The sequence below is a fragment of the Methylotuvimicrobium sp. genome (assembly GCF_050611805.1).
Lineage (GTDB): Bacteria > Pseudomonadota > Gammaproteobacteria > Methylococcales > Methylomonadaceae > Methylotuvimicrobium.
On the sequence record NZ_JBNGHF010000030.1, the window covers coordinates 1 to 24,907 of the forward strand.

At 48.9% G+C, this 24,907-nt stretch carries 17 protein-coding genes; 10 read left to right on the forward strand and 7 right to left on the reverse strand.

Annotation, left to right across the window (positions count from 1 at the left end; genetic code table 11):
- Positions 1–144: 144 nt before the first annotated feature.
- Entirely contained in the window at positions 145–786 is a 642-nt protein-coding gene (locus tag ACRJJO_RS14460) for a VPLPA-CTERM sorting domain-containing protein (protein WP_431066393.1), read from the reverse strand.
- Between the two features lie 1,213 nt (positions 787–1,999).
- On the opposite strand from ACRJJO_RS14460, the gene ACRJJO_RS14465 reads away from it, so the two are divergent.
- The 6 genes from ACRJJO_RS14465 (at position 2,000) to ACRJJO_RS14490 (ending at position 10,789) form a co-directional block, all read left to right on the forward strand.
- Positions 2,000–3,586: a proton-conducting transporter membrane subunit gene (locus ACRJJO_RS14465; RefSeq protein WP_431066394.1), complete on the forward strand. Its 1,587-nt coding sequence runs from the start codon at positions 2,000–2,002 to the stop codon at positions 3,584–3,586.
- A gap of 15 nt (positions 3,587–3,601) precedes the next feature.
- A complete protein-coding gene (locus ACRJJO_RS14470) occupies positions 3,602–6,184 on the forward strand; it encodes a YbcC family protein (protein WP_431066395.1) in 2,583 nt (860 codons plus the stop codon).
- Complete coding sequence (gene cysD / locus ACRJJO_RS14475) at positions 6,177–7,151, forward strand: sulfate adenylyltransferase subunit CysD (RefSeq protein ID WP_431066396.1); 975 nt, start codon at positions 6,177–6,179, stop codon at positions 7,149–7,151. Before ACRJJO_RS14470 ends, cysD begins: the two co-directional genes overlap by 8 nt.
- Positions 7,151–8,473, forward strand: a complete 1,323-nt coding sequence (locus ACRJJO_RS14480) for a sulfate adenylyltransferase subunit 1 (protein ID WP_431066397.1) — start codon at positions 7,151–7,153, stop codon at positions 8,471–8,473. The genes cysD and ACRJJO_RS14480 overlap by 1 nt, the downstream gene beginning before the upstream one ends.
- Before the next feature lie 613 nt (positions 8,474–9,086).
- Positions 9,087–10,424: a cyclic 2,3-diphosphoglycerate synthase gene (locus ACRJJO_RS14485; protein ID WP_431066398.1), complete on the forward strand. Its 1,338-nt coding sequence runs from the start codon at positions 9,087–9,089 to the stop codon at positions 10,422–10,424.
- Positions 10,425–10,531: 107 nt separating this feature from the next.
- On the forward strand, positions 10,532–10,789 hold the full coding sequence (locus tag ACRJJO_RS14490) for a hypothetical protein (protein ID WP_125220003.1): 258 nt from the start codon (positions 10,532–10,534) through the stop codon (positions 10,787–10,789).
- Between the two features lie 578 nt (positions 10,790–11,367).
- Here the strand turns inward: ACRJJO_RS14490 and phoU are convergent.
- The 5 genes from phoU to ACRJJO_RS14515 all read right to left on the reverse strand — a co-directional run bounded on the left by phoU (position 11,368) and on the right by ACRJJO_RS14515 (position 17,036).
- On the reverse strand, positions 11,368–12,045 hold the full coding sequence (gene phoU, locus ACRJJO_RS14495; RefSeq protein ID WP_431066399.1) for a phosphate signaling complex protein PhoU: 678 nt from the start codon (positions 12,043–12,045) through the stop codon (positions 11,368–11,370).
- A gap of 42 nt (positions 12,046–12,087) precedes the next feature.
- The gene (gene pstB, locus ACRJJO_RS14500) at positions 12,088–12,909 is read right to left on the reverse strand and encodes a phosphate ABC transporter ATP-binding protein PstB (protein ID WP_431066400.1); all 822 of its coding nucleotides are present in this window, start codon (positions 12,907–12,909) and stop codon (positions 12,088–12,090) included.
- A 218-nt stretch (positions 12,910–13,127) separates the two neighbouring features.
- A complete protein-coding gene (pstA, locus tag ACRJJO_RS14505; protein ID WP_431066442.1) occupies positions 13,128–14,318 on the reverse strand; it encodes a phosphate ABC transporter permease PstA in 1,191 nt (396 codons plus the stop codon).
- Between the two features lie 97 nt (positions 14,319–14,415).
- Positions 14,416–15,798 (reverse strand): phosphate ABC transporter permease subunit PstC, encoded by a 1,383-nt coding sequence (gene pstC / locus ACRJJO_RS14510; RefSeq protein WP_431066401.1) that lies wholly within the window; start codon positions 15,796–15,798, stop codon positions 14,416–14,418.
- Positions 15,799–15,989: 191 nt separating this feature from the next.
- A complete protein-coding gene (locus ACRJJO_RS14515; RefSeq protein WP_431066402.1) occupies positions 15,990–17,036 on the reverse strand; it encodes a PstS family phosphate ABC transporter substrate-binding protein in 1,047 nt (348 codons plus the stop codon).
- A gap of 185 nt (positions 17,037–17,221) precedes the next feature.
- On the opposite strand from ACRJJO_RS14515, the gene ACRJJO_RS14520 reads away from it, so the two are divergent.
- The 4 genes from ACRJJO_RS14520 to ACRJJO_RS14535 all read left to right on the forward strand — a co-directional run bounded on the left by ACRJJO_RS14520 (position 17,222) and on the right by ACRJJO_RS14535 (position 22,908).
- Positions 17,222–19,129, forward strand: coding sequence for a pyruvate kinase (locus tag ACRJJO_RS14520; protein WP_431066403.1), 1,908 nt, complete (start codon positions 17,222–17,224; stop codon positions 19,127–19,129).
- 407 nt (positions 19,130–19,536) lie between these two features.
- Positions 19,537–20,154: a hypothetical protein gene (locus tag ACRJJO_RS14525; RefSeq protein ID WP_431066404.1), complete on the forward strand. Its 618-nt coding sequence runs from the start codon at positions 19,537–19,539 to the stop codon at positions 20,152–20,154.
- A 208-nt stretch (positions 20,155–20,362) separates the two neighbouring features.
- Positions 20,363–21,487, forward strand: a complete 1,125-nt coding sequence (locus tag ACRJJO_RS14530; protein ID WP_431066405.1) for a S1C family serine protease — start codon at positions 20,363–20,365, stop codon at positions 21,485–21,487.
- 344 nt (positions 21,488–21,831) lie between these two features.
- Positions 21,832–22,908: an AI-2E family transporter gene (locus ACRJJO_RS14535; protein WP_431066406.1), complete on the forward strand. Its 1,077-nt coding sequence runs from the start codon at positions 21,832–21,834 to the stop codon at positions 22,906–22,908.
- A 234-nt stretch (positions 22,909–23,142) separates the two neighbouring features.
- Here ACRJJO_RS14535 and arsA read toward each other — a convergent pair whose 3' ends face one another.
- A complete protein-coding gene (gene arsA / locus ACRJJO_RS14540; RefSeq protein WP_431066407.1) occupies positions 23,143–24,900 on the reverse strand; it encodes an arsenical pump-driving ATPase in 1,758 nt (585 codons plus the stop codon).
- Between the last annotated feature and the right edge of the window lie 7 nt (positions 24,901–24,907).

A 24,907-nucleotide genomic window follows, 5' to 3' on the forward strand; every position in this document is an offset into this window, starting at 1 on the left:
GGCATTCCCACGCAGAGCGTGGGAACGAGAATGGCCGGGGAACTGAATACTCACGTTTCAACTGCTAACATGAACATAGTTTTTTAAAGGGGATGCAAAGTTCCAGCTTATTTTAAATGTAGGGGTCTGAATAATTGCAATGTATTAGACAGATTTCTTAATCGAACGGCCTTTTTTAAAAACGCCTAAACCCGCTAAAGCCGAACCGAAAAACCAAAAAGCCGCTGGTAATGGTACTGGGGTAGTACTAAATGTAATATTGTTTATTCCTAGATTCCAACTTGTTCCCAATATTATGCCAATCGAACTAGCTGTAATGTTAGGTTCGAAGGTGTAAGCTACGTCACCCGGCACGGTAAAGGGATTACCCAAAGGTGCGTAATCAATCAATATATTAGTTATATCGTTTCCATCAACAATACGTAAATCGCTTGCATCCCTCGATGTTTGAAGGTATCCACCAACTTCAAAGCTGCTAAGCGTAACATAATTGTTAGGATTAACAGCAGTCAATGTTATATTCAGAAGTCTTCCATTAGCATTAGCAAAAGCGGCGGTATTGAGATCTGCATAGCCGGCATTCCAAAGCAGAACATTCGAAGATTCCACGGTACCATCAGAATTTAAAGTTTGATAAAACACAGATACTTCCGGTGTGGAACCGAAACTCTCCGGAACCGCCGAGTAATTTGAAAAGGGTTGAAGTTCGTCGAAATTTATTGTACTTGCCTGACAATCGAAAAATGCGAAACCCAAGATTAACAAATAAATAATTTTATTTAGCATTACACTTACCATTGATGATTAGTGGTTAAAAAAGTCTAGCGCGAAACATAACTCGTAAAAGAATAAATGACTCAGGCTCATTCAACACTTTTATCAAGCTACACATGAATCAAAGCAAAATACATACCATATCTATAGATCGCTGATTTATATTATCTTTTAAGTAACCAACATTTTTCGATGTAAAAAATACTGACAATTGATTTTCGGTACTGGCAGTCATATCAAAAGCAACTCTAGCGAGTCGGTCTTTACAGGCTAGCATTGCTGTTATTGCAACGCACATAAATCCCCCCTTCATCCCTGCGTAATTTCATGGCTGCGGCTGCGACTTGTCCCCGCTTGGATTCTTAGCTTCAACAAACTGAAACATCTTGCTAATCACCAAAAATCATTACAGATGATCTTACGGAATTTGACAAGTAACTCTTGACTACCGCCTGCCTTATTCTGCCTAAGCGCCTCAATACAGCTCTTGCGATAACGCTTAAATAAAGGCTTAAACAGCTCCAATTGAATGTTGAGGAAATGATCGATACACCGCCAACGCACTTGGATTGCCGGTTACCCGGTTACCCGCTTCCCTGCTTTTCATAACTGACCAGTTCATCGGCGGTTTGAAAATCGTAATATCAAAAGCAAGAACTAGCCTCTTATCGTTCGAACAAGGATTATCCCAACGCCTTCCGGTTTGCGTAACTGTATGTACAAGGCCGACTGAAGGATATGCAGTTTTTCATCGGCACTGGTCAGATTGTTTTCGGTAGCAATCATCCAAAAAATAGCTTAGATATTGATAAGTAATTAATCCCCAGACCACACATATAAGAAATAGAACGGATTTTTTAAATTTATATATTAGATAAAACAATTCTGAATTGTTAGTATGCCAACAACTTCAATCCACGAAGGGCTCGTCAGGAATGATTTCACATTACCAAGCGTTTGCTATCGCTCGTATCGAGTAAAAACTTTGTAATTATTCACATCCCCCTATCGTTCCCATGCTCCAGCGTGGGAATGCAGCCCGAGACGCTCTAGCGTCTCGTACCGCTGGAGCGGTACTCAGGCGTTCCCACGCAGAGCGTGGGAACGAGAATGGCCGGGGAACTGAATACTCACAAAACTTTAGATTGTGCTGCATCTTACTAACACCGAATGAGACTCCATTAGGAACGGATGCAGCGATTCCCAACCACGGAGATTTACTTAAATGACCGCTTTATCGATTATTCTCGTCATCGCAGGCCCGGTTTCGCTGTTATTGTTGGGACTTGCGCCGTCAACGTGGGCCGAGCGTCAACCGTTAAAGATCGCTCGATCGACAGAAATCGCAGCGATTGCCGGTTTGTTTTCGGCAGTACTGGCCACTTGGTTTTACGCTGAACACGGTTTGATCGAACAAGGATTCGCCGGAATCGATGTTTACTTCGATGCACTCTCGGCGACGATGTTGATATTGGTTTCCTTCGTGAGCGTCATCGTCATTCGATATTCGCGTAATTATTTGGCTGGCGATCCCGGACAGGGACGCTTCATGAAGTGGCTGGCGCTGACGATAGGTGCCGTACTGACGCTGATCGTGTCGGGTAACTTGGTGTTGTTCACGCTGGCCTGGATGGCGACCAGCCTTAAACTCCATCAATTGCTTACTTTTTGCTCAGACCGTCCGACAGCACTGATCGTCGCGCGCAAGAAATTCGTGATCAGCCGGATCGGCGATCTGTGTCTGATTCTGGCGATGGCGTTAATCTATCAGCGTTTCGGCAGTCTTCGTTTCGGAGAAATTTTCGCGGCGGCGGATCTCGTATCGACGACTTCTCAGTCTGTCGATGCTGGCAGCGAGTTATCGTGGATCGGCATCTTACTCGTGTTGGGAGCCTTGTTGAAATCCGCACAATTCCCATTCCACAGCTGGCTTCCCGAAGTCATGGAGACGCCGACACCGGTATCGGCATTGATGCACGCAGGCATCATCAACGCCGGCGGTTTTCTGATCGTCCGCATGAGCCATGTAATGATACTCGCGCCGTCCGCCTTACATCTACTCGCGGTCCTCGGAGCAATAACAGCCTTGTTCGGCGCTCTGTGCATGCTGACGCAAACCAGTGTCAAAAAGTCGTTGGCCTTCTCGACGGTCGGACAAATGGGCTTCATGATGCTGCAATGCGGTCTGGGAGCCTTCTCTTCGGCGATATTGCATATCGTCGCGCATTCCTTATACAAAGCGCATGCCTTCCTTTCCAGCGGCAGCATCGTCGATATCGCAAAGTCGTCGTGGGTTCCGCTCGTGCGCAAAAAACGCGATTCATGGCACTTGCTTAGCGGTTTCGTACTCGCACTGGTGTTGACATTTTCAGTGTCCACGTTGTTCGGCTTCACTTTTTCGAATCACCCGGGTGTTTTGATTCTGGGCGTCATTCTGCAGATAGCCTTGACTTATCTCCTCTGGAACGCGATCGAAATTCATATCGGCAAGCGCCTGTTCATAAGCGTCAGCATCATTGCCGTAGTCGTATCGCTCGTTTACTTCGCGCTGCAAGCCGCGTTTATTGAGTTGTTGCAAAATGCGCTGCCAACTGCAGAGCTGGCGAGCGGGGCTTTCGACATTGGACTGTTATTGTTCGTGTTGGCGTCGTTCATGTCGGTGTTATGGCTGCAAGTACGCTTCTCCAGCGACGACATTGGTTCAGGTTGGCAATCGGCTTACGTTCATTTTTATAACGGCCTTTATATCAGTAGCTTCGCGAACTTGTTGATTCGCCGCTATTGGCCTGCCAAGTCACCTCGTCATTCTTGATCGGAGCATGCTGCGATGAAAACTTTAAACATATTATCTCAAAAATCCGATATCGGCCTGAACGAATCCTTTAACGGGAAACAAGCGACCGTTCGTCCGCAAATCCTATCGGCGGCGGCAACCGCATGCTCATATGTGCCGCCGCTCTGGCCTTTGAAGCAGTTTGTTGCGGTCAACCCTTTCCTCGGATTGTTGCCGCAACATTTTTCTCAGGCCAATGCCTTCATGCGCCGGGCCGCGCATAAGGATTTACTGATGTCGGCGGATTTTTACTTGAATCAACTCGCCAACGGGCGTATCACCGATGCCGATCTGGCTAAAGCGTTGACCCTATTCGACAAGAACGGTGAATTCGGGTCGGTCGAAGACGTCAAGGCCCGCTTATGTTCGATTCCGAATGAGGCGCACGCCGGCAAGCATGCCATACATACGGTTGCCGATTTGATCGATTCGGAACTGGGGACCGACTGGACTGCATTCGTTATCGATGAAATTTCGAAATGGTGTGCGGCCTATTTCGACGAGGGTCAATCGTCCTGGCGCATGCCGTGGTGTTCGCTGCCGTTATTCGAAGCTTGGAAGCAGGCAGCGAGCATTGATCGCAATGCGGAAATTCACGGTATCAAAGGGTTTCGCGACTTCGTTCGCACGTTGCCGAACGAGCCATTGCAGGCAATCGATTTCGTATTGCGGAGTATTCGCGTTTCCGAAGCTAACCTGACGGATTTCTTTCACCGGCAATTGCTGACGGTTGGCGGGTGGAGCTCCTATATTCAATACCGAGCTCGGGAAGCCGGCATGCAAGGTCATGACGACGATACATTGCTGCATTTGCTTGCGATCAGACTGGTTTGGGACCGGGCTCTCCAAATGACCTACTACGAAAAATTACCGGCCTTGGATAATGTCATCGAGATCGAGCCGACCGAACCGGGCGTTTCGGAAAAATTGAGATTGCTGATACAACAAGCTTATGAAATCGGTATTCAACAAAAACTTGTCGACAAATTTACGTCGCCCGACCAACTTAAAGCGCAACCTCTCCCTAAAGCCATTAAGAACAAAGCGGTTCAAGCCGTGTTCTGTATCGATGTCCGCTCCGAGGTTTACCGCAGAGCACTGGAGACCGCATCGCCAAGAATCGAGACCTTCGGCTTTGCAGGCTTTTTCGGCTTCCCAATCGAATATATACGCTTAGGTCATCAACACGGTGCCGCGCATTGCCCGGTCTTGTTAACGCCGAAATACCGCATCCGCGAAAGCCTTATCAATGCGACGGCCGAAGAATTAAGCGATGCCCTTAACAAGCGTTGGTCCATTAAACGCTTAAATAAAATATGGAAATCGTTCAAAACATCGGCCGTATCATGCTACTCCTATGTCGAAATCGCAGGCTTGGCATTCGGAGTCAAACTGCTGACCGACAGTTTCGGTCTGACCCGAACCGTCACGAAGCCGGGCACCGAAGGCTTAAACGTAACTTCGGTGCTCCGTCTCGGTCCTCAAATCACTCGCCAACGCGGACGCCTGGTAGCGACCGGTAAAGTCGTCGAAACCGGTCTGCGTTTGACCGATAAAGTCGAATTAGCCAAAAACGCCTTGCGCGGCATGAGTTTGACTTCGGATTTCGCTCGACTGGTTTTGCTGTGCGGACATGGTAGTACGACAGTCAACAATCCCTATGCCGCCGGCCTCGATTGCGGAGCATGCGGCGGCCATAGCGGCGAAGCGAATGCCCGCATTGCCGCGGCGGTGCTCAATGATGTATCGGTCAGAGCGGGCTTGGCAAGCGAAGGCATCGACATTCCGCACGATACTTGGTTTCTGGCTGGGCTTCATGACACGACGACCGACGAGCTGCGACTGTTCGATCTCGATTGTCTGCCTTCCGGATACGAAAAAGACATTGCCTGTCTTCAAGAATGGCTTTACGAGGCATCCGAATTGGCGAGAACCGAACGTTCTGTTTTATTGGGTATTCACGAGAACCATCCCCAAGAGATTAAACAGCATATTGAAGCACGGAGCCGTGATTGGTCGCAGGTACGTCCCGAATGGGGCCTGGCCGGTAATGCGGCCTTCATCGCTGCCCCTAGGGAAAGAACACGTCAGGTAAAGCTTAACGGAAGAGTCTTTTTGCATAATTACGATTTCAAACAAGACTCGGATGGTTCCATTTTAGAATTGATCATGACGGCGCCTTTGGTCGTCGCGAGCTGGATCAACCTGCAGTATTACGCATCGACGGTCGATAACCGTCTGTTCGGCAGCGGCAACAAGGTCCTTCACAACGTGGTCGGCACGATCGGCGTACTCGAAGGTAACGGCGGCGATCTGCGAGCCGGCTTGCCCTGGCAATCGCTGCATGACGGCTGCAAATTCGTGCATGAACCGGTCCGCTTGAGTGTCTTCATCGAGGCACCCAGATCGGCAATCGATGCGGTCATAGTCAAACACGAAACCGTCAGACATTTGACCGATAATCAATGGCTTCATTTGTTTAGTATCGAAAACGACGGCAATTCTTACTTCAGATACCTGGGACATAAAAAATGGCAATTGGAAAGCGACAACAGAAAAGAGGAAAACAATGCTTGATACAACTCAAATCATTATTGAAAATCAAAATCACCTAAATGTGGACGATCAATCAAGGATTTCGCTTTCAAATGCAAACCAGCATTTAGACTGGTTAGAATCAGAAGCGATATTCATTTTGCGGGAAGTTGCAGCCGAATTCAAAAACCCCGTGCTGCTTTTCTCCGGCGGCAAGGATTCGGCGGTATTGTTGCACCTGGCTTACAAAGCTTTTCATCCCGAGAAGATAGGATTCGTATTACTGCACATCGATACCGGCCATAACTACGGCGAAGTCATCGAATACCGCGACCGCATCGCACAATGCTACGACTCTATGTTGCATGTCCGTAGCGTCGAGGATTCGATCCGGCGCGGCACCGTGCGTTTACGTGATCCCCTCGAATCGCGTAACGCCCATCAATCGGTGACGCTGCTCGAAGCGATCGAAGAACTGGCGTTCGACGTCTGTTTGGGCGGAGCAAGACGCGACGAGGAAAAAGCTAGGGCCAAAGAGCGCGTCTTCAGTCTGCGCGACGAATTCGGCCAATGGGACCCGAAAAATCAACGCCCGGAGCTTTGGATGTTATTCAATACGCGGATTCGCCCCGGCGAGCACATGAGAGTCTTTCCTCTTTCGAATTGGACCGAGCTCGATATCTGGCAATATATCGAGCGTGAAGGTATCGAATTGCCGCCACTCTATTTCGCTCATGACCGCACCGTGGTCCGGCGCGGCGAGATCTTGGCGCCGGTGACCGAAATCACGCCACCGAAACCGGGCGAGACAACCGAAACGGTACGCTGCCGTTTCAGAACCGTCGGAGACATTTCATGCACCGCGCCGGTCGAATCGACAGCGGTCACGATAGACGAAATTATCGCCGAAATCCGATCGTGCAAAATCACCGAACGCGGCGCGACACGGCTTGACGATCGAGCCTCGGAGGCTGCGATGGAACAACGTAAAAAAGAAGGGTATTTCTGATGACCGCTCCATTGACTCCAAATCTTACTCCATCGGAAAGCGGCAACTCCGCAAAAAGCTTGCTGCGTTTCATTACCGCTGGCAGTGTCGACGACGGCAAAAGTTCGCTGATCGGACGACTGCTTTACGACACGCAAAGCATTCATAGCGACCAAATAACAGCGATACAACAGACATCCGCTAAACGCGGTTTGAGCGAACTGGATTTATCGTTGCTGACCGACGGCCTGCAAGCCGAACGCGAACAAGGCATCACGATCGATATCGCTTACCGTTATTTCAACACCGAACAGCGTAAATTCATCATCGGCGATGCGCCTGGACACGAGCAATATACGCGGAACATGGTCACGGCAGCATCGACGGCGGACCTAGCTATCTTATTGGTAGACGCGCGTAAGGGTGTCGTGACACAAACGCGTCGTCACACTTATCTGGCTCATTTGTTGGGAGTCAACGCGATCGTGCTGGCCGTCAATAAAATGGATCTGGTCGACTGGCGCCAAGACATCTATCAAACGATTCGGGATGATTATCTGGCATTTGCCGCCTCCCTTGGCATCGAGCAAATTTGTGCACTGCCGATTTGCGCATTGAAAGGCGACAACATCGTGCATGCTAGCCGATCGATGAATTGGTATGATGGCCCGACATTGATAGATCATTTAAATCGTGTTTCGGCACACCGCGATAGGTCAGAAAATCCGTTGCGTTTTCCGGTACAACGGGTCGCACGAGTAAAGCTCGGAAACGGTGCAGCAATAAAAAACAATGACTTAAACAAAGAGTTTCGCGGTTATCAGGGCACATTGGCATCAGGAATGCTGGTAGTTGGCGATGAAGTACTAGCATTGCCGTCCAGACTCGCGGCAAAAATAAAATCGGTTAAGCTTGCCAACCAATCTCTACCGCACGCGACTCCCGATCTCTCTGTCGTCGTTGAATTAGATAGAGAGATCGATATATCGCGAGGAGACATGCTGGTCGCTAAGAACGATCTGCCGGAGACGGTGCGTGAAATTCATGCCGATATTTGCTGGCTTTCCGAAGAGCCCCTGCACACCCGGCGCAAATATCTCATCAAGCATACGACGCGCACGGTCCGCTGCCTGTTTTCAGACTTGCATTATCGAGTGGATGTGAATACGTTGCAAAAACATCTAAAACCGAGCGACATCGTGATGAACGATATCGTCAGAGTCGAACTGAAGCTACAACAACCGCTGTTTGTCGATCATTATGCAGAAAATCGCGTTACCGGCAGTTTCATTATCATCGACGAAGCCACTCATGCCACTATTGCAGCAGGCGTGATCGTGTAATCCTAAATTCGGCAGTTCAACCATGAAGTAGATGAAGTAATAGTTCGTAGATTGAGACTTTTTATCTAATTTTTTGATATACAAATCTCCGTTCTGCCAATGCCGGTTCCGAAGAGGATGCGGTTGCTCGACCGACAGGCGTCGGCGGCAGGGACAGCCGCCGTCCAGCCTACAGGGACGTATTCACGGCGTCCTGTCGGGCGAGTGACCGCACCCTCCAGCACCAGAGAACTTTCATTTGCCGGGGCGATGGCCGGGCCTTTATTAACGTTACTGTGAAAGTTCACAGTTTTGCATTCCTTATCTAATTTTTCGATATGCAAAACGCTGCTGGCTGCGGAGAGAGTGCGGTTGCTTGATTGTCAGGTGTCGGCGGCAGGGCAGATTTTTGCTCCTCGGCAATTGCTCCTGCATTGCCCTAATACACGCCATCCATGGCGTAATGCAAAATCTGCATTCACCCAGCACCTAAATTCCATAATTCATTGTCTATGGTTAACTATCTTAGATTTAGGTGCTGGGTTTACGGCGTCCTTTGACGGATCCCCGGCACCGAATTTTGATCTGCGATGGGTATATAATCTATTTATCCGAAAACTGAAAATGAACCGCGATGTCTCTACAATCTGACCGTAACAAAATCGTCATCATGGGCGCCGCCGGACGTGACTTTCATAATTTCAATGTCGTCTACCGAAATGATCCCGGCAGTGAAGTTGTTGCATTTACCGCCGCGCAAATCCCGGATATCGCAGGGAAGCGCTACCCACCGGCATTAGCCGGCCCGTTTTATCCCGAAGGCATCCCTATCGTCGATGAAATCGAATTGGCAGACCTATGCCGAGAACAACACATCGAACAAGTGATTTTTGCTTACAGTGACGTCTCACACAGCCAAGTCATGCATCAAGCGTCGATCGCACTGGCCGGCGGAGCCGATTTTACCCTACTCGGCCCCAAGAGCACGCAATTGCAAGCTTCGGTCCCGGTCATCGCTTGCTGCGCGGTGCGCACCGGTTGCGGCAAGTCGCAAGTCACGCAATGGCTTTCGAAACTATTGAAATCCCGCGGTCTCAAAACCGCAGTAATCCGCCATCCTATGCCTTACGGCGACCTCGAAAAACAGGCCGTGCAACGTTTTACTAGTATGGCCGACCTCGCCCTTGCCGATTGCACGATCGAAGAGCGGGAAGAATACGAACCCCATTTGTCTCTCGGCAATACCGTGTTCGCCGGCATCGACTACGCCAAAATCCTCGCCATTGCCGAGCAAGAAGCCGACATCATTTTGTGGGACGGCGGCAATAATGACTTTTCGTTCATCCGTCCCGATTTGCTTATCGTATTGACCGACCCGCTAAGACCGAGCCATGAGACAGGCCATCATCCAGGCGAAGCCGTATTGCGTATGGCCGATATCGTGCTAATAAACAAAGCGAATTCGGCTACCGATGAGGCTATAGAATGCGTCTTTGAAACCGTCAGACAGATTCTTCCATCTGTGCCGGTTATTAAAACCTTTTCGAAAGTCACTCTCGATCAACCTGAACGAGTGAAAGGCAAGCGTGTCATCGTCGTCGAGGACGGTCCGAGCATTACGCACGGCGGCATGGCCTACGGCGCGGGTTTTATTGCTGCGATTCAAGTTCAGGCCGCCGAGATCGTCGATCCGAGAGAATTTGCATCCGAAAGGTTGACCGATATTTACCGTCAATATCCGCATATCGGCAAGGTGCTGCCGGCTGTCGGTTATCATCCTTCGCAATTAAAAGCATTACAACAAATCCTTGATGTCGCCGACATAGACCTCGTCATATCGGCCACGCCATGCGACTTATCGGCCTTGATCGCTATCGATAAACCCATTATACGCGCGCGTTATGAATTTATAGAAGATAACAATTCCGAATTAAGCCGACAAATCGAAACCTTCTTAAAAAACCATTTATAACGCTTGTTACGTTTGCACAATCAATTAACCGGTTCCGTTTTATTTTTTCGCCTTTATAATACTGAAGACGGCAGTCTGTTATGACATTCAATTAAATTCCGAAAAATATGAAAAAACCTAAATCGATACAATTAAAAATCATCGAAAAGCCGGAAGATCTGATTCACAAAGCAAAACAAGCCGCTGAAAATTACGGCTTACAGTTTTTAGGCGATATTGAGCAAGGCATCATAAAAGGCTTCGGCATAGAAGCCGACTATATGCTGCAGGAAGATATTTTGACGATTACGGTTTTTCGCAAGCCGATTTTGATTTCGTGGGCTACGGTTGAACAAAAAGTTCGAATGTTAGTGCAACATGGTTAAACTGAATGATAATTACGCAACTCTTGGATTCAAGCGATCGATTTACAACCCTTTAAGGGTTTATTAAAAAATAACTTCCCGATTATTCATCATTCCTACGCCCTGCGTGCGAATGCATCCCGGAATCGGGACGCATGGGAACAATAAACTTGTGTGGGATGTGCGCAAGGCGTGAGAAACATTTAGTAAAGTTATTTTTTACCGTATCCTAAATAACTTTGGTAGATCTTAAATCCCATGCACTAACCTAATAACTCGACATTCCGGCAAGAGTTCATACTAAGTGTAGGGTGCGCATCGCGCACCCTACACTACTCAATAGACACATCCCATACCTTTTATTCATAGACGGTTTTTCGATCAAAAGGGAGTAGTCAACTGAACCGCTTGCCGTTACGACAGAAATTCATGTCCTTTTTCTTTTGTCCTAAACTCGGCAGTTTAACCATGAAACACATAAAGTTCATAAAGTGCTTAAACGGCTTTTCCTAAAATTTTGAATATCCTTTTGGGGGAGCAAAAAAGAGTTGCATAGAAAAAAATAAGTCATTGAATTAACTTCTTATTCTTCATGATCTTCAATGCTGATGTCTAATATCTTTGCCTTCGACCATGAAAATCATGAATTCGGCAATATTGATACAATGATTACCGCAACGTTCGAGCGCTTTCATGATTTGCAGGATATCCAGGGCTCTGCCGATCAAGCGGGCATCCTGAAGCACGAAGGTCAATTGCCGGCGAATACCGTCTTGAAATTCTTGTCCGCAATCCCAGTCTCCCCTGATAAGCTCGTAAGCATCATCCAGATTACCGGTATCGAAAGCGTCGGTCGCTTTTCTGAGCATGCCGCGCGCCATTGTGCCCATCCTGACGATGTCCCTGAGTAACTGAGGATTCGGATCGCTGGTTTGCGGATCGAACATGTCGATGATCAATTTCGCTATTCTAACCGTCTCGTCGCCGATCCTTTCCAAGTCCACAACGATTTTCGAAATGGAAATCACTTTGCGCAGGTCATTAGCAACCGGACTGCGTTTAGCAAGAATCGACAGAACCTCGGCGTCGATTTTTAGCTCATATTCGTTAACCTCCCGATCCCGAGCCACCACTTTTTCGGCAATAGAGGCCTCGCCTTCATCGAGCGATGTCATGACCGTATCCAATTGATCGATGACCAAGCCGGCCATTTCCAGTACCAGATAATGTAAATGGCTGAGTTCGCCGTCGAACAGATGGAGCGTATGTTCTTTCATAGATTATGATCTTGGTTTAAATAATTAGCCGCTTCGGTTGGCTTATCCGAACCTTCCGGTAATGTAATCCTGTGTCAATTCGTGCAAAGGATTGGTAAATACATCGCTGGTCTTACCGACCTCGATCAATTTACCGAGATGGAAATAAGCCGTTCGCTGCGAAACCCGTGCGGCCTGTTGCATCGAATGGGTCACTATCGCAATCGTGTAACGCTGTCTCAGTTCGTCGATCAATTGCTCGATTTTCGCGGTCGCAATCGGATCCAATGCCGAACAAGGCTCGTCCATCAAAATAACTTCGGGCTCGACCGACAAAGTCCGGGCGATGCACAAGCGCTGTTGTTGTCCGCCTGACAAACCGGTACCTGGCTGGTCTAGCCGGTCTTTGACTTCGTCCCAGAGACCGGCCTTACGCAATGAAGACTCGACGATTTGATCCAATTCGGCTTTCGTCGAAGCCAGGCCATGGATTTTCGGGCCGTAAGCGATGTTGTCGTAAATTGACTTCGGGAATGGATTGGGTTTTTGAAACACCATGCCGACTTGTGCGCGAAGCGGCACGACATCTAGATGCTTTGAATACACATCGACATCGTCGATCTTTATTTCGCCGTTCACCCGGCAACCTTCGACTGTATCGTTCATTCGGTTCAAACAACGTAAAAAAGTCGATTTGCCGCAACCGGATGGGCCGATTAACGAAATGACTTCATTCGTGCCGATATCCAGGTTGATATCTTGTATCGCATGGTTTTCACCGTAAAACACATTGACATTACGGCAAGTTATCCTTGGATTATCAGCATGTATCGACCCGACTGTCGCCCCCATCTCGCCTTGAAAATTCACAGGTTTAGCGGACATACTTTTATTTATAAGCGTTTTCATGCGAGAAACCGATTCCGGTTTTGATTGAGTTACAGTATTCATAATGTTTAACTTCTATCCGATCGAAAAAGCACCTAACGTTCATGAAGGCCTGGCAATCACCCCGTAACTATTCACATCCCCCCGGATGATGAAAGCTCTCGGGAGTTGAGGGTGCGGAGTGGGTTTGCGAAAATATCCGTATTGAAAAATGCTCACCAACGCCGCTCGAATCGCTTGCGTAAAAACACCGCAACTGCATTCATCGAAATCAAAAACGCCAATAAAACCATGATCGCCGCCGAAGTGCGTTCAACGAAAGCCCTTTCGGGACTATCCGCCCAAAGATATATTTGCACCGGCAACACAGTAGCCGAGTCGAAAATGCCTTTCGGTATATCGACTATGAAAGCAACCATGCCGATCATCAATAGCGGTGCGGTTTCGCCGAGTGCCTGGGCCATACCGATAATGGTACCGGTCAACATTCCCGGCAGTGCCAATGGCAAGACATGGTGAAAGACTGTTTGTAATTTTGATGCGCCCATGCCAAGCGCCGCTTCTCTAATCGAAGGAGGCACCGATTTTAGCGCGGCGCGTCCTGCAATGATGATGGTCGGCAAGGTCATCAAAGTCAGCACCAGTCCACCGACCAACGGCGCGCTACGCGGCAAACCGAAAAAATTAATGAACATCGCAAGGCCCAATAATCCGAATACAATCGACGGCACCGCTGCGAGATTATTGATATTGACTTCGATCAAATCAGTCCATTTATTGGTCGGAGCAAATTCTTCCAGATACACTGCGGTCGCGGCGCCGATCGGAAACGACAACACCAGCGTGACGAACAATGTATACATGGAGCCCATCAAGGCTCCGCGAATACCTGCCATCTCGGGAGCCCTAGAGTCTCCTGCAGTGAAAAAGAAAGTATTGAAGCGTTTCTTGATTAGGCCCTGTTCAAGCAATTTGTCGACCCAAGCCACTTGATGATCTTTCAAACGCCGCTCGCTTTCCGGAACACTGCGTTCGATATGGCCTTTCATCAACATATCGTAATCGTCGCTGGCAAGGAGCCACACCCTTTGGCTTCGGCCTATCACACTGGGGTCTTCCAGAACCCGGTCGCGTAATTGAAACATAGCTCCGCTACTAATCATCCGATTTAAATCACGTATTTGGCGGCGACCTTTAACTTCGGGAAAGACCTTAGTCAATGACTTTCTTATCAGGGAATTGTAATCGGCTCTCGATATCACCTTACTATCGCGCGTTTGATTCGGATCGATCACGGATTCTAAAAACTCGATATCCAGCGCGATCTGAGTCTGTTGAAATGCACCATATCCTTTGCCGATGATGCTAATAAATAGGATCAGCACAAAGACAAAACATAAAACGATGCCGGTAAATCCTTAAAAACGTAAAGGGCGTTCGGCCGAACGCCTCTTCGCAATGCCTTTGCGAACTTTTTCCATGGTCGATAGAGAGTCCGTCCGATTATTCATATTGCTCCCGGTATTTTCTAACGATATGTAAAGCTATGACATTCAAAGCCAAAGTCACGACAAACAGCATCAGACCCAGCGCAAACGCAGACAGTGTTTTCGGACTGTCGAATTCCTGGTCACCAACCAATAACGTAACGATCTGGACGGTCACCGTCGTGACCGCTTCCAGCGGATTGGCCGTTAAGTTGGCCGCCAATCCCGCCGCCATGACCACAATCATCGTTTCGCCGATAGCCCTTGAAGCGGCTAACAGAATGCTGCCGACAATGCCCGGTAACGCGGCCGGTAAAATAATTTGTTTGATCGTTTCGGCTTGCGTGGCGCCCAGAGCATAAGCCGCATCGCGCAAAGACTGCGGCACAGCATTGATAACATCATCGGATAGCGAAGACACAAATGGAATGATCATGATGCCCATCACCAAGCCTGCAGCCAAGGCACTTTCCGATGACACGACCCAACCCCATAATTCTCCGGTTTCGCGAATAAATGGCGCGACTGTCAATGCGGCAAAAAAGCCGTAAACGACAGTCGGGATGCCCGCGAGAATTTCCAACGTCGGCTTGGCTGTGGACCGAAATTTAGAACCGGCGAATTCCGACAAATATATCGCTGACATCAACCCGATCGGCACCGCAACAATCAATGCGATGGACGAAATCAGCAAAGTGCCCGCGAATAACGGGACTGCGCCGAAGGCACCGGACGAACCGACTTGGTCTGCGCGCAATGCCGTCTGAGGACTCCATTCCAAACCGAACAAAAAATCGAAAAACGGAACTTGCCTGAAAAATAATAACGATTCGAATACTACCGAAGCGACAATGCCGACGGTCGTGAATATTGCGATCGTCGAAGCTAATATCATGAGCCCGGTCATGATCTTTTCGACAACGTTACGGGCCCGGTAATCCTTGCTGATTTTTTTATGTGCCAACCAAATGCCGGTTAGAGAGCAGGTCATAACTACGAGGGTCAGCGCGAAATTACTGATTTTGCGTAATCGGTTATAATGTTCGGCGGCTTCCACTATGAGCGGGTCGACTCGTTGACTAACCTGAAGGCCTGCGGCAACGTTCTTAATGTTGTTGAGCTGAAGATTTAGTTTACTGCTGGGCAGGCTTTTGATTTCTTCAGGCAGCGAAGCGACAGTTTGATGAGCCAGCCAAGTTGGTTCGAAAGATAGCCACACTAACATCAGAAACAAAGCAGGTATCAAGCCCCAAAGCGCAGTGTAATATCCGTAATACGCAGGCAAGGAATGCAATTCTCGGAGCGCGCCTTCGACAACGGTCACTGACCGCCTTTTGCCGATAAAATAAGCGAGAACGCTTAAAATCAGCAGCGTAAACAATAAATAAGGGGTTTGCATGTCTTTTGAAAAATCGATTACCGTCGTTAGTTAAATATGCAATCCGGTTTGGCAATGAATAGTGAATAGTGAATAGTGAATAGTGAATAGTGAAATGATTCGGTGTTTTAGCTACTTGTCAAGCGCCGACTTCACCTTTCACCTTTCACCTTTCACCTTTCACCTTTCACCTTTCACCTTTCACCTTCCCCTCACATCTCCAATTCCTTCAAATTCCGGACATCGTCGGCAAAGCGCTTTCGCTCATCCGCAGGCATCGGAATCAAGCCTTTATCCGTGAGATAACCTTCATCTCCCCAGGCTTTATCACTGGTAAACTCTTCAAGAAATTCCTTCAATCCGGGTATCATTTCGACATGCGCCTTTTTGACGTAGATATACATCGCTCTGGAAATTGGATAAGCACCGGAAGCAATTTCATCAAAATCCGGCTCGACTCCGTCGATCTTTAAACCGAATAATTTGTCGGTATTTTGATCTAGGAAACTAAAACCGAATATGCCCAAAGCATTCGGGTTGGTATCTAGTTTTTGCACGATCAAGTTATCGTTTTCGCCGGCTTCAACGTATGCGCCATCCTCTCGTATCGAATGACAGATCGTTTTATATGTGTTTTCATTATTGTCTTTCAGCGCCTTGATGAATGGAAAAGCTTGGCAACCGCCCTCCATCGCTAATTCCACAAACGCATCGCGAGTTCCGGAAGTCGGCGGCGGCCCCATAACTTCGATAGAGGAATCCGGTAATGAAGGATCGATTTGCCGCCAATGAGTATAAGGATTGGGAACGGTTTTTTCGGAACCGGAAGGGTCCGGAATTTCTTTCGCCAATGCCAAAAACAATTGTTTTAAGGTTAGTTCGAACGCTTTACCCTTATTAGAGCGGGCTAACGTAATACCGTCATAGCCGAGCTTTACCTCAACGATGTTTTTCACTCCATTTTTTTGACAGTCCTCAAATTCGGAGGACTTGATTCTGCGCGAAGAATTGGCGATATCGGGATGCCTTACCCCAACCCCTGCACAGAACAGTTTTAAACCGCCCCCGGAGCCAGTCGCTTCGACAATCGGCGCCTTGAATCTAGTCATTCTTCCGAAATTCTCTGCTACTACGGTGGTAAACGGATAAACGGTCGAAGATCCGACAATGACGATATTGTCGCGCACATTCCTAGCTGAAACCGGTAAGTGCATTATCAACAAGGCAAACGCTGTGAATGCTAATAAATTTTTGTTCATAATTTTTTCTAAAAAGATCGATTAGTGAGTATACCGGCAACTTTAATCACTCAATATGACAACAGCATGACAAATAATTGAATACTTGCTCGATTCAACGAGAACCCGATGATTCATCAAGTTGTCAAAAAACAAGGTTAAAGTTGATCGCCGTTTCGCTGTAACATTTTTATCGATGCTCAACCATGATTACGACCTATAAAGACCAGTATTCCCCGCCTGATAACGACTCCTATCGTGAAATTTTGTCTTTATTGCTTAAAGACATAACGGAAATTCGGCATAAAGTCGGCATTAATGCCGAGAAGCGCTTACAAAATTACACACAGTATTACCGGTCCGGCGTATTGACGAAAAGCGCATCGAACTTGTCACACTACCTGGCGCTTCGGCAATTCGATCTGCGCCACTTACAGGAAAGACTCGCCCAAGCGGGACTTTCCTCATTGGGCCGATCCGAATCGTCCGTCATCTCAACACTAGACACGGTAATCGATTTATTGCATAGAGTGCTCGATCCCGGCTATCAAGCAATCGATAAAAACCCCAGCGAACTCGGCTTCAACCGAGGTCAGCAACTGCTTGATCAACACACAATCGAATTGTTCGGTTCGCATTTCGAAAACAGCAAAGCTCATGTCATGGTCACGCTTGCAACGGAAGCGGCATGGGATTACAAGTTAATCAAAGCACTACTTATGAAAGGAATGACTTGCGCACGGATCAATTGCGCTCACGACGACCCCGTCATTTGGCAAGCTATGATCCGAAACATCCGACGCGCCGAGGTCGAAATCGGGAGGGGTTGCCGTATATTGATGGACTTGGCAGGACATAAAATAAGAACCGGACCTATCGAGCTCGGTCCCGCGATCTATCACATCAAGGTTAAGCGAGACGCTTATGGTAACGTCGTCGAACCTGGACGAATCGTATTGTTCGATGCGGCATGCTCGGAGCCGTTACTCGAAGGCGAGGACACGCTGTTTCGAGTCGCCATTCCAACGGAATTATTTATGACTTTGGCCGCCGGACACCGCCTCGCTTTCGTCGATGCGCGCGGCAAACAACGTATACTAACGATTGAAAAACCGCTATCGGAGTCGGCTTGGCTGGCTTGTTGCGGCCAGCCGGCTTTTTTGGTCTCAGGATGCGATATCACTTGGATGCCGCCAATTTCCGAAAACGAGAATACCCCAGAGGCTGTTTATCGTTTGGGCGAATTCTTCGGTACTCCGAAAACGATCAAAATAGTCAAGGATGACCATTTATTGCTGACCGACCACGAAATCGACGGTGCACCGGCACAATACGACGAAAGTGGCGTGCCGATAAAACCGGCTCAAATCGGCTGTACCCTGTCATCAGCGATTGAGAAATTACAAATTGGCCAAGCGGTTTGGATAGACGACGGCAAAGTAGGAGCGGTAGTTGACCAGTTAACCGAGACAGGCGTTTTACTTAAAATCACGCACGCTCGAAGCAATGGCGTCACGATACGAAGCGATAAAGGCATTAACTTTCCCGAAACCGAACTCGATTTACCGGCCTTGAGCGATAAAGACAGAGAGGACCTTGACTTTGCTTGCACGCATGCCGACATGATCGGCTTTTCGTTTGTCGAATCTCTTGCCGATATGGAATGTTTGATCGAAGAATTGGCGCAACGCGGTGCGACCGATTTACCGATCATCGCCAAGATCGAAACCAACCGAGCCGTTAGAAATCTGCCCGAGATCATCCTCGGCACGATAGGCCGGCACAGTCTCGGTATCATGATCGCTCGGGGCGATTTAGCGGTCGAATTGGGTAGCGCTCGGCTCGCCGAAATTCAAGAAGAATTACTATGGCTTTGCGAGGCCGCTCACGTACCGGTTATTTGGGCGACACAGGTCTTGGAAACCATCGCCAAAAAAGGCGCTAAATCGCGTCCAGAATTTACCGATGCTGCGATGGCGGTTCGTGCCGAATGCGTGATGTTGAATAAAGGCCCCTATATTCTCGATGCGCTGCAGGCTTTGATTAATGTCATGATAAGAATGCAAGAACATCAACGGAAAAAATTCCCCAGACTTAGGGCGTTACATTGGTAATCGGAATTCCGACGGTTTTAAGCCGCCATCGACGGCAGCCCTTGGCGTCGACGCATGTCTATCAGGCAACCGTAAACTCTTCCGGTGCACTTTCATTGTAAACATGGTAACAATGCTTTCGTGGGGAATTGCTGGAATGATAGTCTTGCAAGCAATATGTAAGTTTAATCGTTTATAGTTTGAAATTCTTTAAAGAGAAATTTCACTCCTACTTGTTTTACAGGATTCCGGTTTGGATTCAGGAGAAACAATGCATTCAACCAACTCATTGGCTTCACCATTCCATATCTTTCTGCTAACCGCCCTCGCCTGCTTACCAACAACCCAAACGGCCAGTGCCGAAACGATGAGAACCGAAGAAGGCGATGCCGCGCTGAGCAGCGACGCCCCCCCATATTCCCGAACCGATGGTCTTCGATTTGGTGCGGCCGCTCGGTGTCAGACAAGGCGATGCAGAAGTGAACGTGCTTACCGAACACTCGCTTCGTACCGGCAATACCGAATGGGCGCCGGAATTCGAATTCGGATTATTCGACGACTTTGCAATCGAATTCGAACTGCCTTTCGACAATTTAAGGTTAAGCGAATACAAACTGGGTCTGCAAGGCACTATCGGCACCGGATTTAATAATCATTTCATTCATGGTTGGCAAATGATCGGCTATCACGACCGCGATGCCGAAAAATATTCCGTCGATGCACTCTATTTGGCCGGTTACCGTTTTAATTCCGAGATCAGCAATTTTAATATGATCGGAGTGAGACGTGACGACATAGAACGCGACGGGCATTTCGTGGGATTATTCAATACCGCTTGGTTTTATGATTATTCCCAGGATTTAACTTTTGGCATTGAAATGAATAATGAATTTCGCGAGAAGTCCGACTGGACTTATCTTTTGATGCCGCAAATTCATTGGGATATCACCAATCATGCAACATTACAATTCGGCGTAGGCTTAAGCCAAGCCAACCGCAAAGAAACGAATTGGCTCGGTACTTGGCGAATGATTTATGCGTTCTGATCCCGAATATCGTGAACTTTTTTATACTTAGCGAGGTGTTGCTATCTTCATGGTAGAAGTTATGCATTGCTCGAATAACTTATGTCTAATGCTAGCAATGAGTACATGCCGGCATAACAACGTTTAGATGTAATAGTTTTAACCCGTTTACGTAATTCCTGATAGAGTTTGCCATAACTTTAATTGCAAACGCTCCCGTCAATACACCATGCAATCTACTTTGTTCATCCAATTATTAAGGCTCATCCGCTTAGCCGTATTCGGCATGATCATTCTGTTTGCCGCTGTCTATATATTGCAGCATTATCCGACATTATTCAGCCCGAAAAGCGCTGAACCGCGAGCCGTCACACCGCGCGGTACTCTCACCGAAGCGGAACAAACCACGATAGTAATTTTTGAAAAAGCCAGTCCCTCGGTCGTCAATATCAGCACGGTCGGCAAGCGCATCAACCCCTGGACGAGAGATGTCACACGCGTTCCTAGAGGCAGTGGCAGCGGTTTTTTTTGGGATGAGCGCGGTTTTATCGTGACCAATCATCATGTCTTGGCCGGCGCATCGGAAGCGTGGGTTCGCCTTCAAGACCAACGCAACCTTCGCGCCTCGTTGGTTGGCACCAGTCCCGAGCATGATCTCGCCGTCCTTCGTATTTTGGTCCCTTTCGACAAGACCACGCCTATTCCTATCGGATCCAGCAAGGAGCTTAAAGTCGGGCAATCTGTCTTTGCAATCGGCAATCCATTCGGTTTGGATCATACGCTGACTACCGGAGTCATCTCGGCTCTCAACCGCTCGATAGCGGCTGCTCCAGGCCAAACCTACGATGACTTGATTCAAACCGACGCCGCCGTCAATCCCGGCAATTCCGGCGGACCCTTACTCGATAGCGCTGGACGATTAATCGGCATCAATACCGCTATTTTTAGTCCGTCCGGTGCCAGTGCCGGCATTGGCTTTGCCGTGCCGGTCGATACGATAAACCGAATCGTGCCGATGCTGATCGACAAGGGGCGCTATATCAGACCGGTCATCGGTATCGGTTCCGACAACCGTGTCAGCGCGATGATCACGCAAAATCTCGGGGTGAAAGGCTTGTTGATTTTGGAGGTCAAGCCGGGTTTTCCAGCCGACAAGGCCGGACTGAAAGGCAGTACCATCGATGATGCCGGCAACATCATCCCCGGAGATATTATCCTTTCCGTAGAAAATAAACCGGTTCGAGACATGGAAACCTTATTGGATATATTGGACAAGTATAGCGCCGGCGATACAATTAAAATCGCAGTATGGCGAAACGGGGAAACCTTCGAGACACAGCTAACGTTACAATAAGCGAGACAATGCTCTAGCGCCTACTCCTTTTTGATCCGAAAACCGACTAATTTTCAGGATGTGCGGGGTGTATTTGGCGAGGATGACGGCAGGGACCGCTGTCGTCAAGCCCCCATGGAAGGGTTACCCAGCATCTAAATTCCAAAGCCTATTGGCTATGATTAACTATCTGGGATCATTTAGGTGCTGGGTGAACGGCGCTCTTCGACGGGCATATCCCGTAACCTGAACACGGCGAAATCTCTCAAACTAGGAATTGCTGGCCCAAGTCAGCATAATCGGGCATTTTGCAATATCGGTGATATGATAAACGCTTATTTCAGGACATCTTTTACCGAACGCAGATGAATTATTTCGCGGCTAATTCGCCTTTACGCTATATGATTCCCGGTCTTTTATTGGCTGGATTATTGCTGTTGGGCTACTGGATATTGAGTGAATTTTTATTATCGCTAACTTGGGCTTTCATCATTGCCTATGCAACTTGGCCGGCTTATCGGCGACTGCGCACTTTATTAAAAGGTAACGACAATCTCAGTGCTTCGATCATGACCGGCATCATTGCCATGATCATTATCCTAGCAGTATTCGGACTTGCCACACTCCTTCAAGAAGAAATTAAAATCGCCTATCAAGCATTGGCATTTAATTTATTGCAAGGACCTTACGAATTACCTGACCCCATCAAGCGCATCCCCTGGCTAGGCAACTATTTGCAAGATTGGCTGGATCGATTAATTAACGACCGGGCCAGCCTTACCGCCCAGATAACCAATTTGGCAACGCAATCGCTAGGCTATCTGGGTAAAATCATGGGGGGACTCGGTTATTACATCATCAAAATCGGGATAGTGGCGGTCACGCTATTTTTTTGCTTTAGAGATGGTGAAGATGTTATGAGGCAAATCAATAAAGGCTTAGTCCAATTTCTTGGCAAACATCAAGATATTTATCTGCACGCTATCGCCAATACCACTAGCGCAGTTGTTTACGGTTTGGTTCTTACCGCATTGGGTCAAGGAATTTTAGCCGGACTGGGTTTTCATATCGCCGATGTTCAAGCCCCTGCTCTATTCGGCGCTATTACTGCATTACTGGCGTTGGTACCGATGGTTGGAGCCGCTTTGGTTTGGATGCCGATCGGCATCACATTAATTTTTATCGACCGGGTCTCGGATGGTATCGGTGTGCTTCTATGGGGATCGTTAGTGGTCAGCACTATCGACAACGTTATCCGTCCGATTATCATCAGCGGTGCGGGTCGCGTTCCTTTTTTAGTCGTTTTTTTCGGAGTTCTCGGCGGCTTGGCTTCTTTCGGAGCGGTCGGGCTGTTTCTGGGCCCTATTATCTTAGCGGTATTATTGGCGGTATGGAGAGCCTGGCTGGAACAACAAAGCGAACAGCCGGATATCAGTAGCTAATCGCTTCTCTATACTTTTTTCAATTTTCATCAGACTGATCAACCTAAAATATCAGTTGAGCATTCTAAATCTCGCTCGCCATGAGCCTAGTCGAAGGCCGGGAGGGATTCAAGATGCTCACCCAATGGGTGGCGCTTGGAATCCGCTCATGCTTCGACAAGGTTATCCTGAGCGCTGCCAAAGAGCTCAGCACGAACGCATTCCAAGCGCTTCAACTGATCTTTTTAGGATCAATTAATATTTTGATGACAACAGCGCCTGCAGCCGCTCAGCACCGACCGGCTCTCGCATTTGCACAGGCACGATGGCCAGTCGCTCGGCATGATTTTGTCGAATCGAAGCCAATTGCCGTAGCTCTTCGTTCGCGAGTTGCCGCAGCAAGGCCGAGGTGGGCCGGGCCGCCGCCAGGCTATTGTTGACGACCCAGGCCCAGGGTTTGATGCCGGCCCTGCGCAGATCCTCCTGCAGGTTCGCCGCCTCGAGCACCGGGGTGGTTTCGGCCAATGTCGCGATCAACACCTTGGTTTGTTCGGGATCTTGAAGACGCATCATCGGCGTCGTGAACTGCAACGACTTACCTTCCATGTGACGGGCGATTTCACGATGATACGATCCGGTCGCATCCAGCAATAGCAGGGTATGCCCGGTCGGCGCGGTATCCATCACGACGAAATGCGTTTGAGCTTCGCGGATGATGCCTGAGAAGGCTTGAAATACCGCGATCTCCTCGGTGCACGGTGAACGCAGATCCTCTTCGAGTAGCGCACGGCCCTGAGCGTCCAGTTTTTTGCCCTTGGTCTCCAGGATATGTTGACGATAGCGTTCCGTTTCCGCTTGCGGATCGATACGGCTGACCGTCAGATTGTCCATCTCGCCGACCAGGGTTTCGGTCAAATGCGCCGCCGGGTCTGTCGTCGTTAGATGCACCCGATAACCGCGTTCGGCCAGCGCGATTGCGATCGCGGCGGACAGCGTGGTTTTGCCGACGCCGCCTTTGCCCATCAACATGATCAAACCGTGACCCGGTTGAGCCATCTCGTCGATCATCGCCTGCAACGAAGGCAGGTCGGGTAACCGATAGTCGCCGACGGACGCCTCGGCGGCCTGCTCGTCCTCATTGTATAACGAACGCAATGCCTTTAGACCAACCAGATTGCAAGGCAGCAAGCGGGTACGATCGAAAGTCAATTCGCGAAGTGGCTCAGGCAAGGACTCAAGCGCTTGCCGTTCGCGCTGAAAGATCGCCGCCGCCAACGGATCGTCGGTTTCAGACTCGGGCATAAGGCCGTTGATCACCAGATATTGATTACTCAGGCCGGTGTCGGCCAACTCGCCGCTGGTTCGCGCAACTTCTTGCAAGGTCGAGGATTGGGCGCGGGCCACCAGCACCAAGCGCGTGCGCGCCGGATCCGAAAGGACTGCGACGGCCTGTTGATAGCGTTGCTGCTGTTTTTCGAGTCCGGCCAATGGCCCCAGGCAGGAAGCGCCTTCTGGATTGCTTTCGATGAAACTGCCCCATGCGCCGGGCAATTGCAGCAGGCGAATCGTGTGTCCGGTCGGCGCGGTATCGAAAACGATATGATCGTAACGGCCGATCAGTTCGGCATCGGTCAGCAAAGCGGTGAATTCGTCGAAGGCGGCAATTTCGGTCGTGCAGGCACCGGACAATTGTTCTTCGATGCTGTTGACCGCCGATTCCGGCAATTTGCCGCGTATCGGGCCGACGATGCGCTCGCGATAGAGCGCGGCCGCCTGCGCCGGATCGATTTCCAATGCCGCGAGGTTGTCGACCTCGGGAATCGGCGTGATGCGATGGCCGATGACGGTACCAAAAACCTGTCCGACGTTGGACGCGGGGTCGGTGCTAACCAATAACACTTTCTTGCCGGCATCGGCCAGGCGCACTGCCGTGGCACATGACAAGGAGGTTTTACCGACGCCGCCTTTGCCGGTGAAGAATAAAAATGTCGGGAGCTGCTGTAAAAAATTCATGACCGGC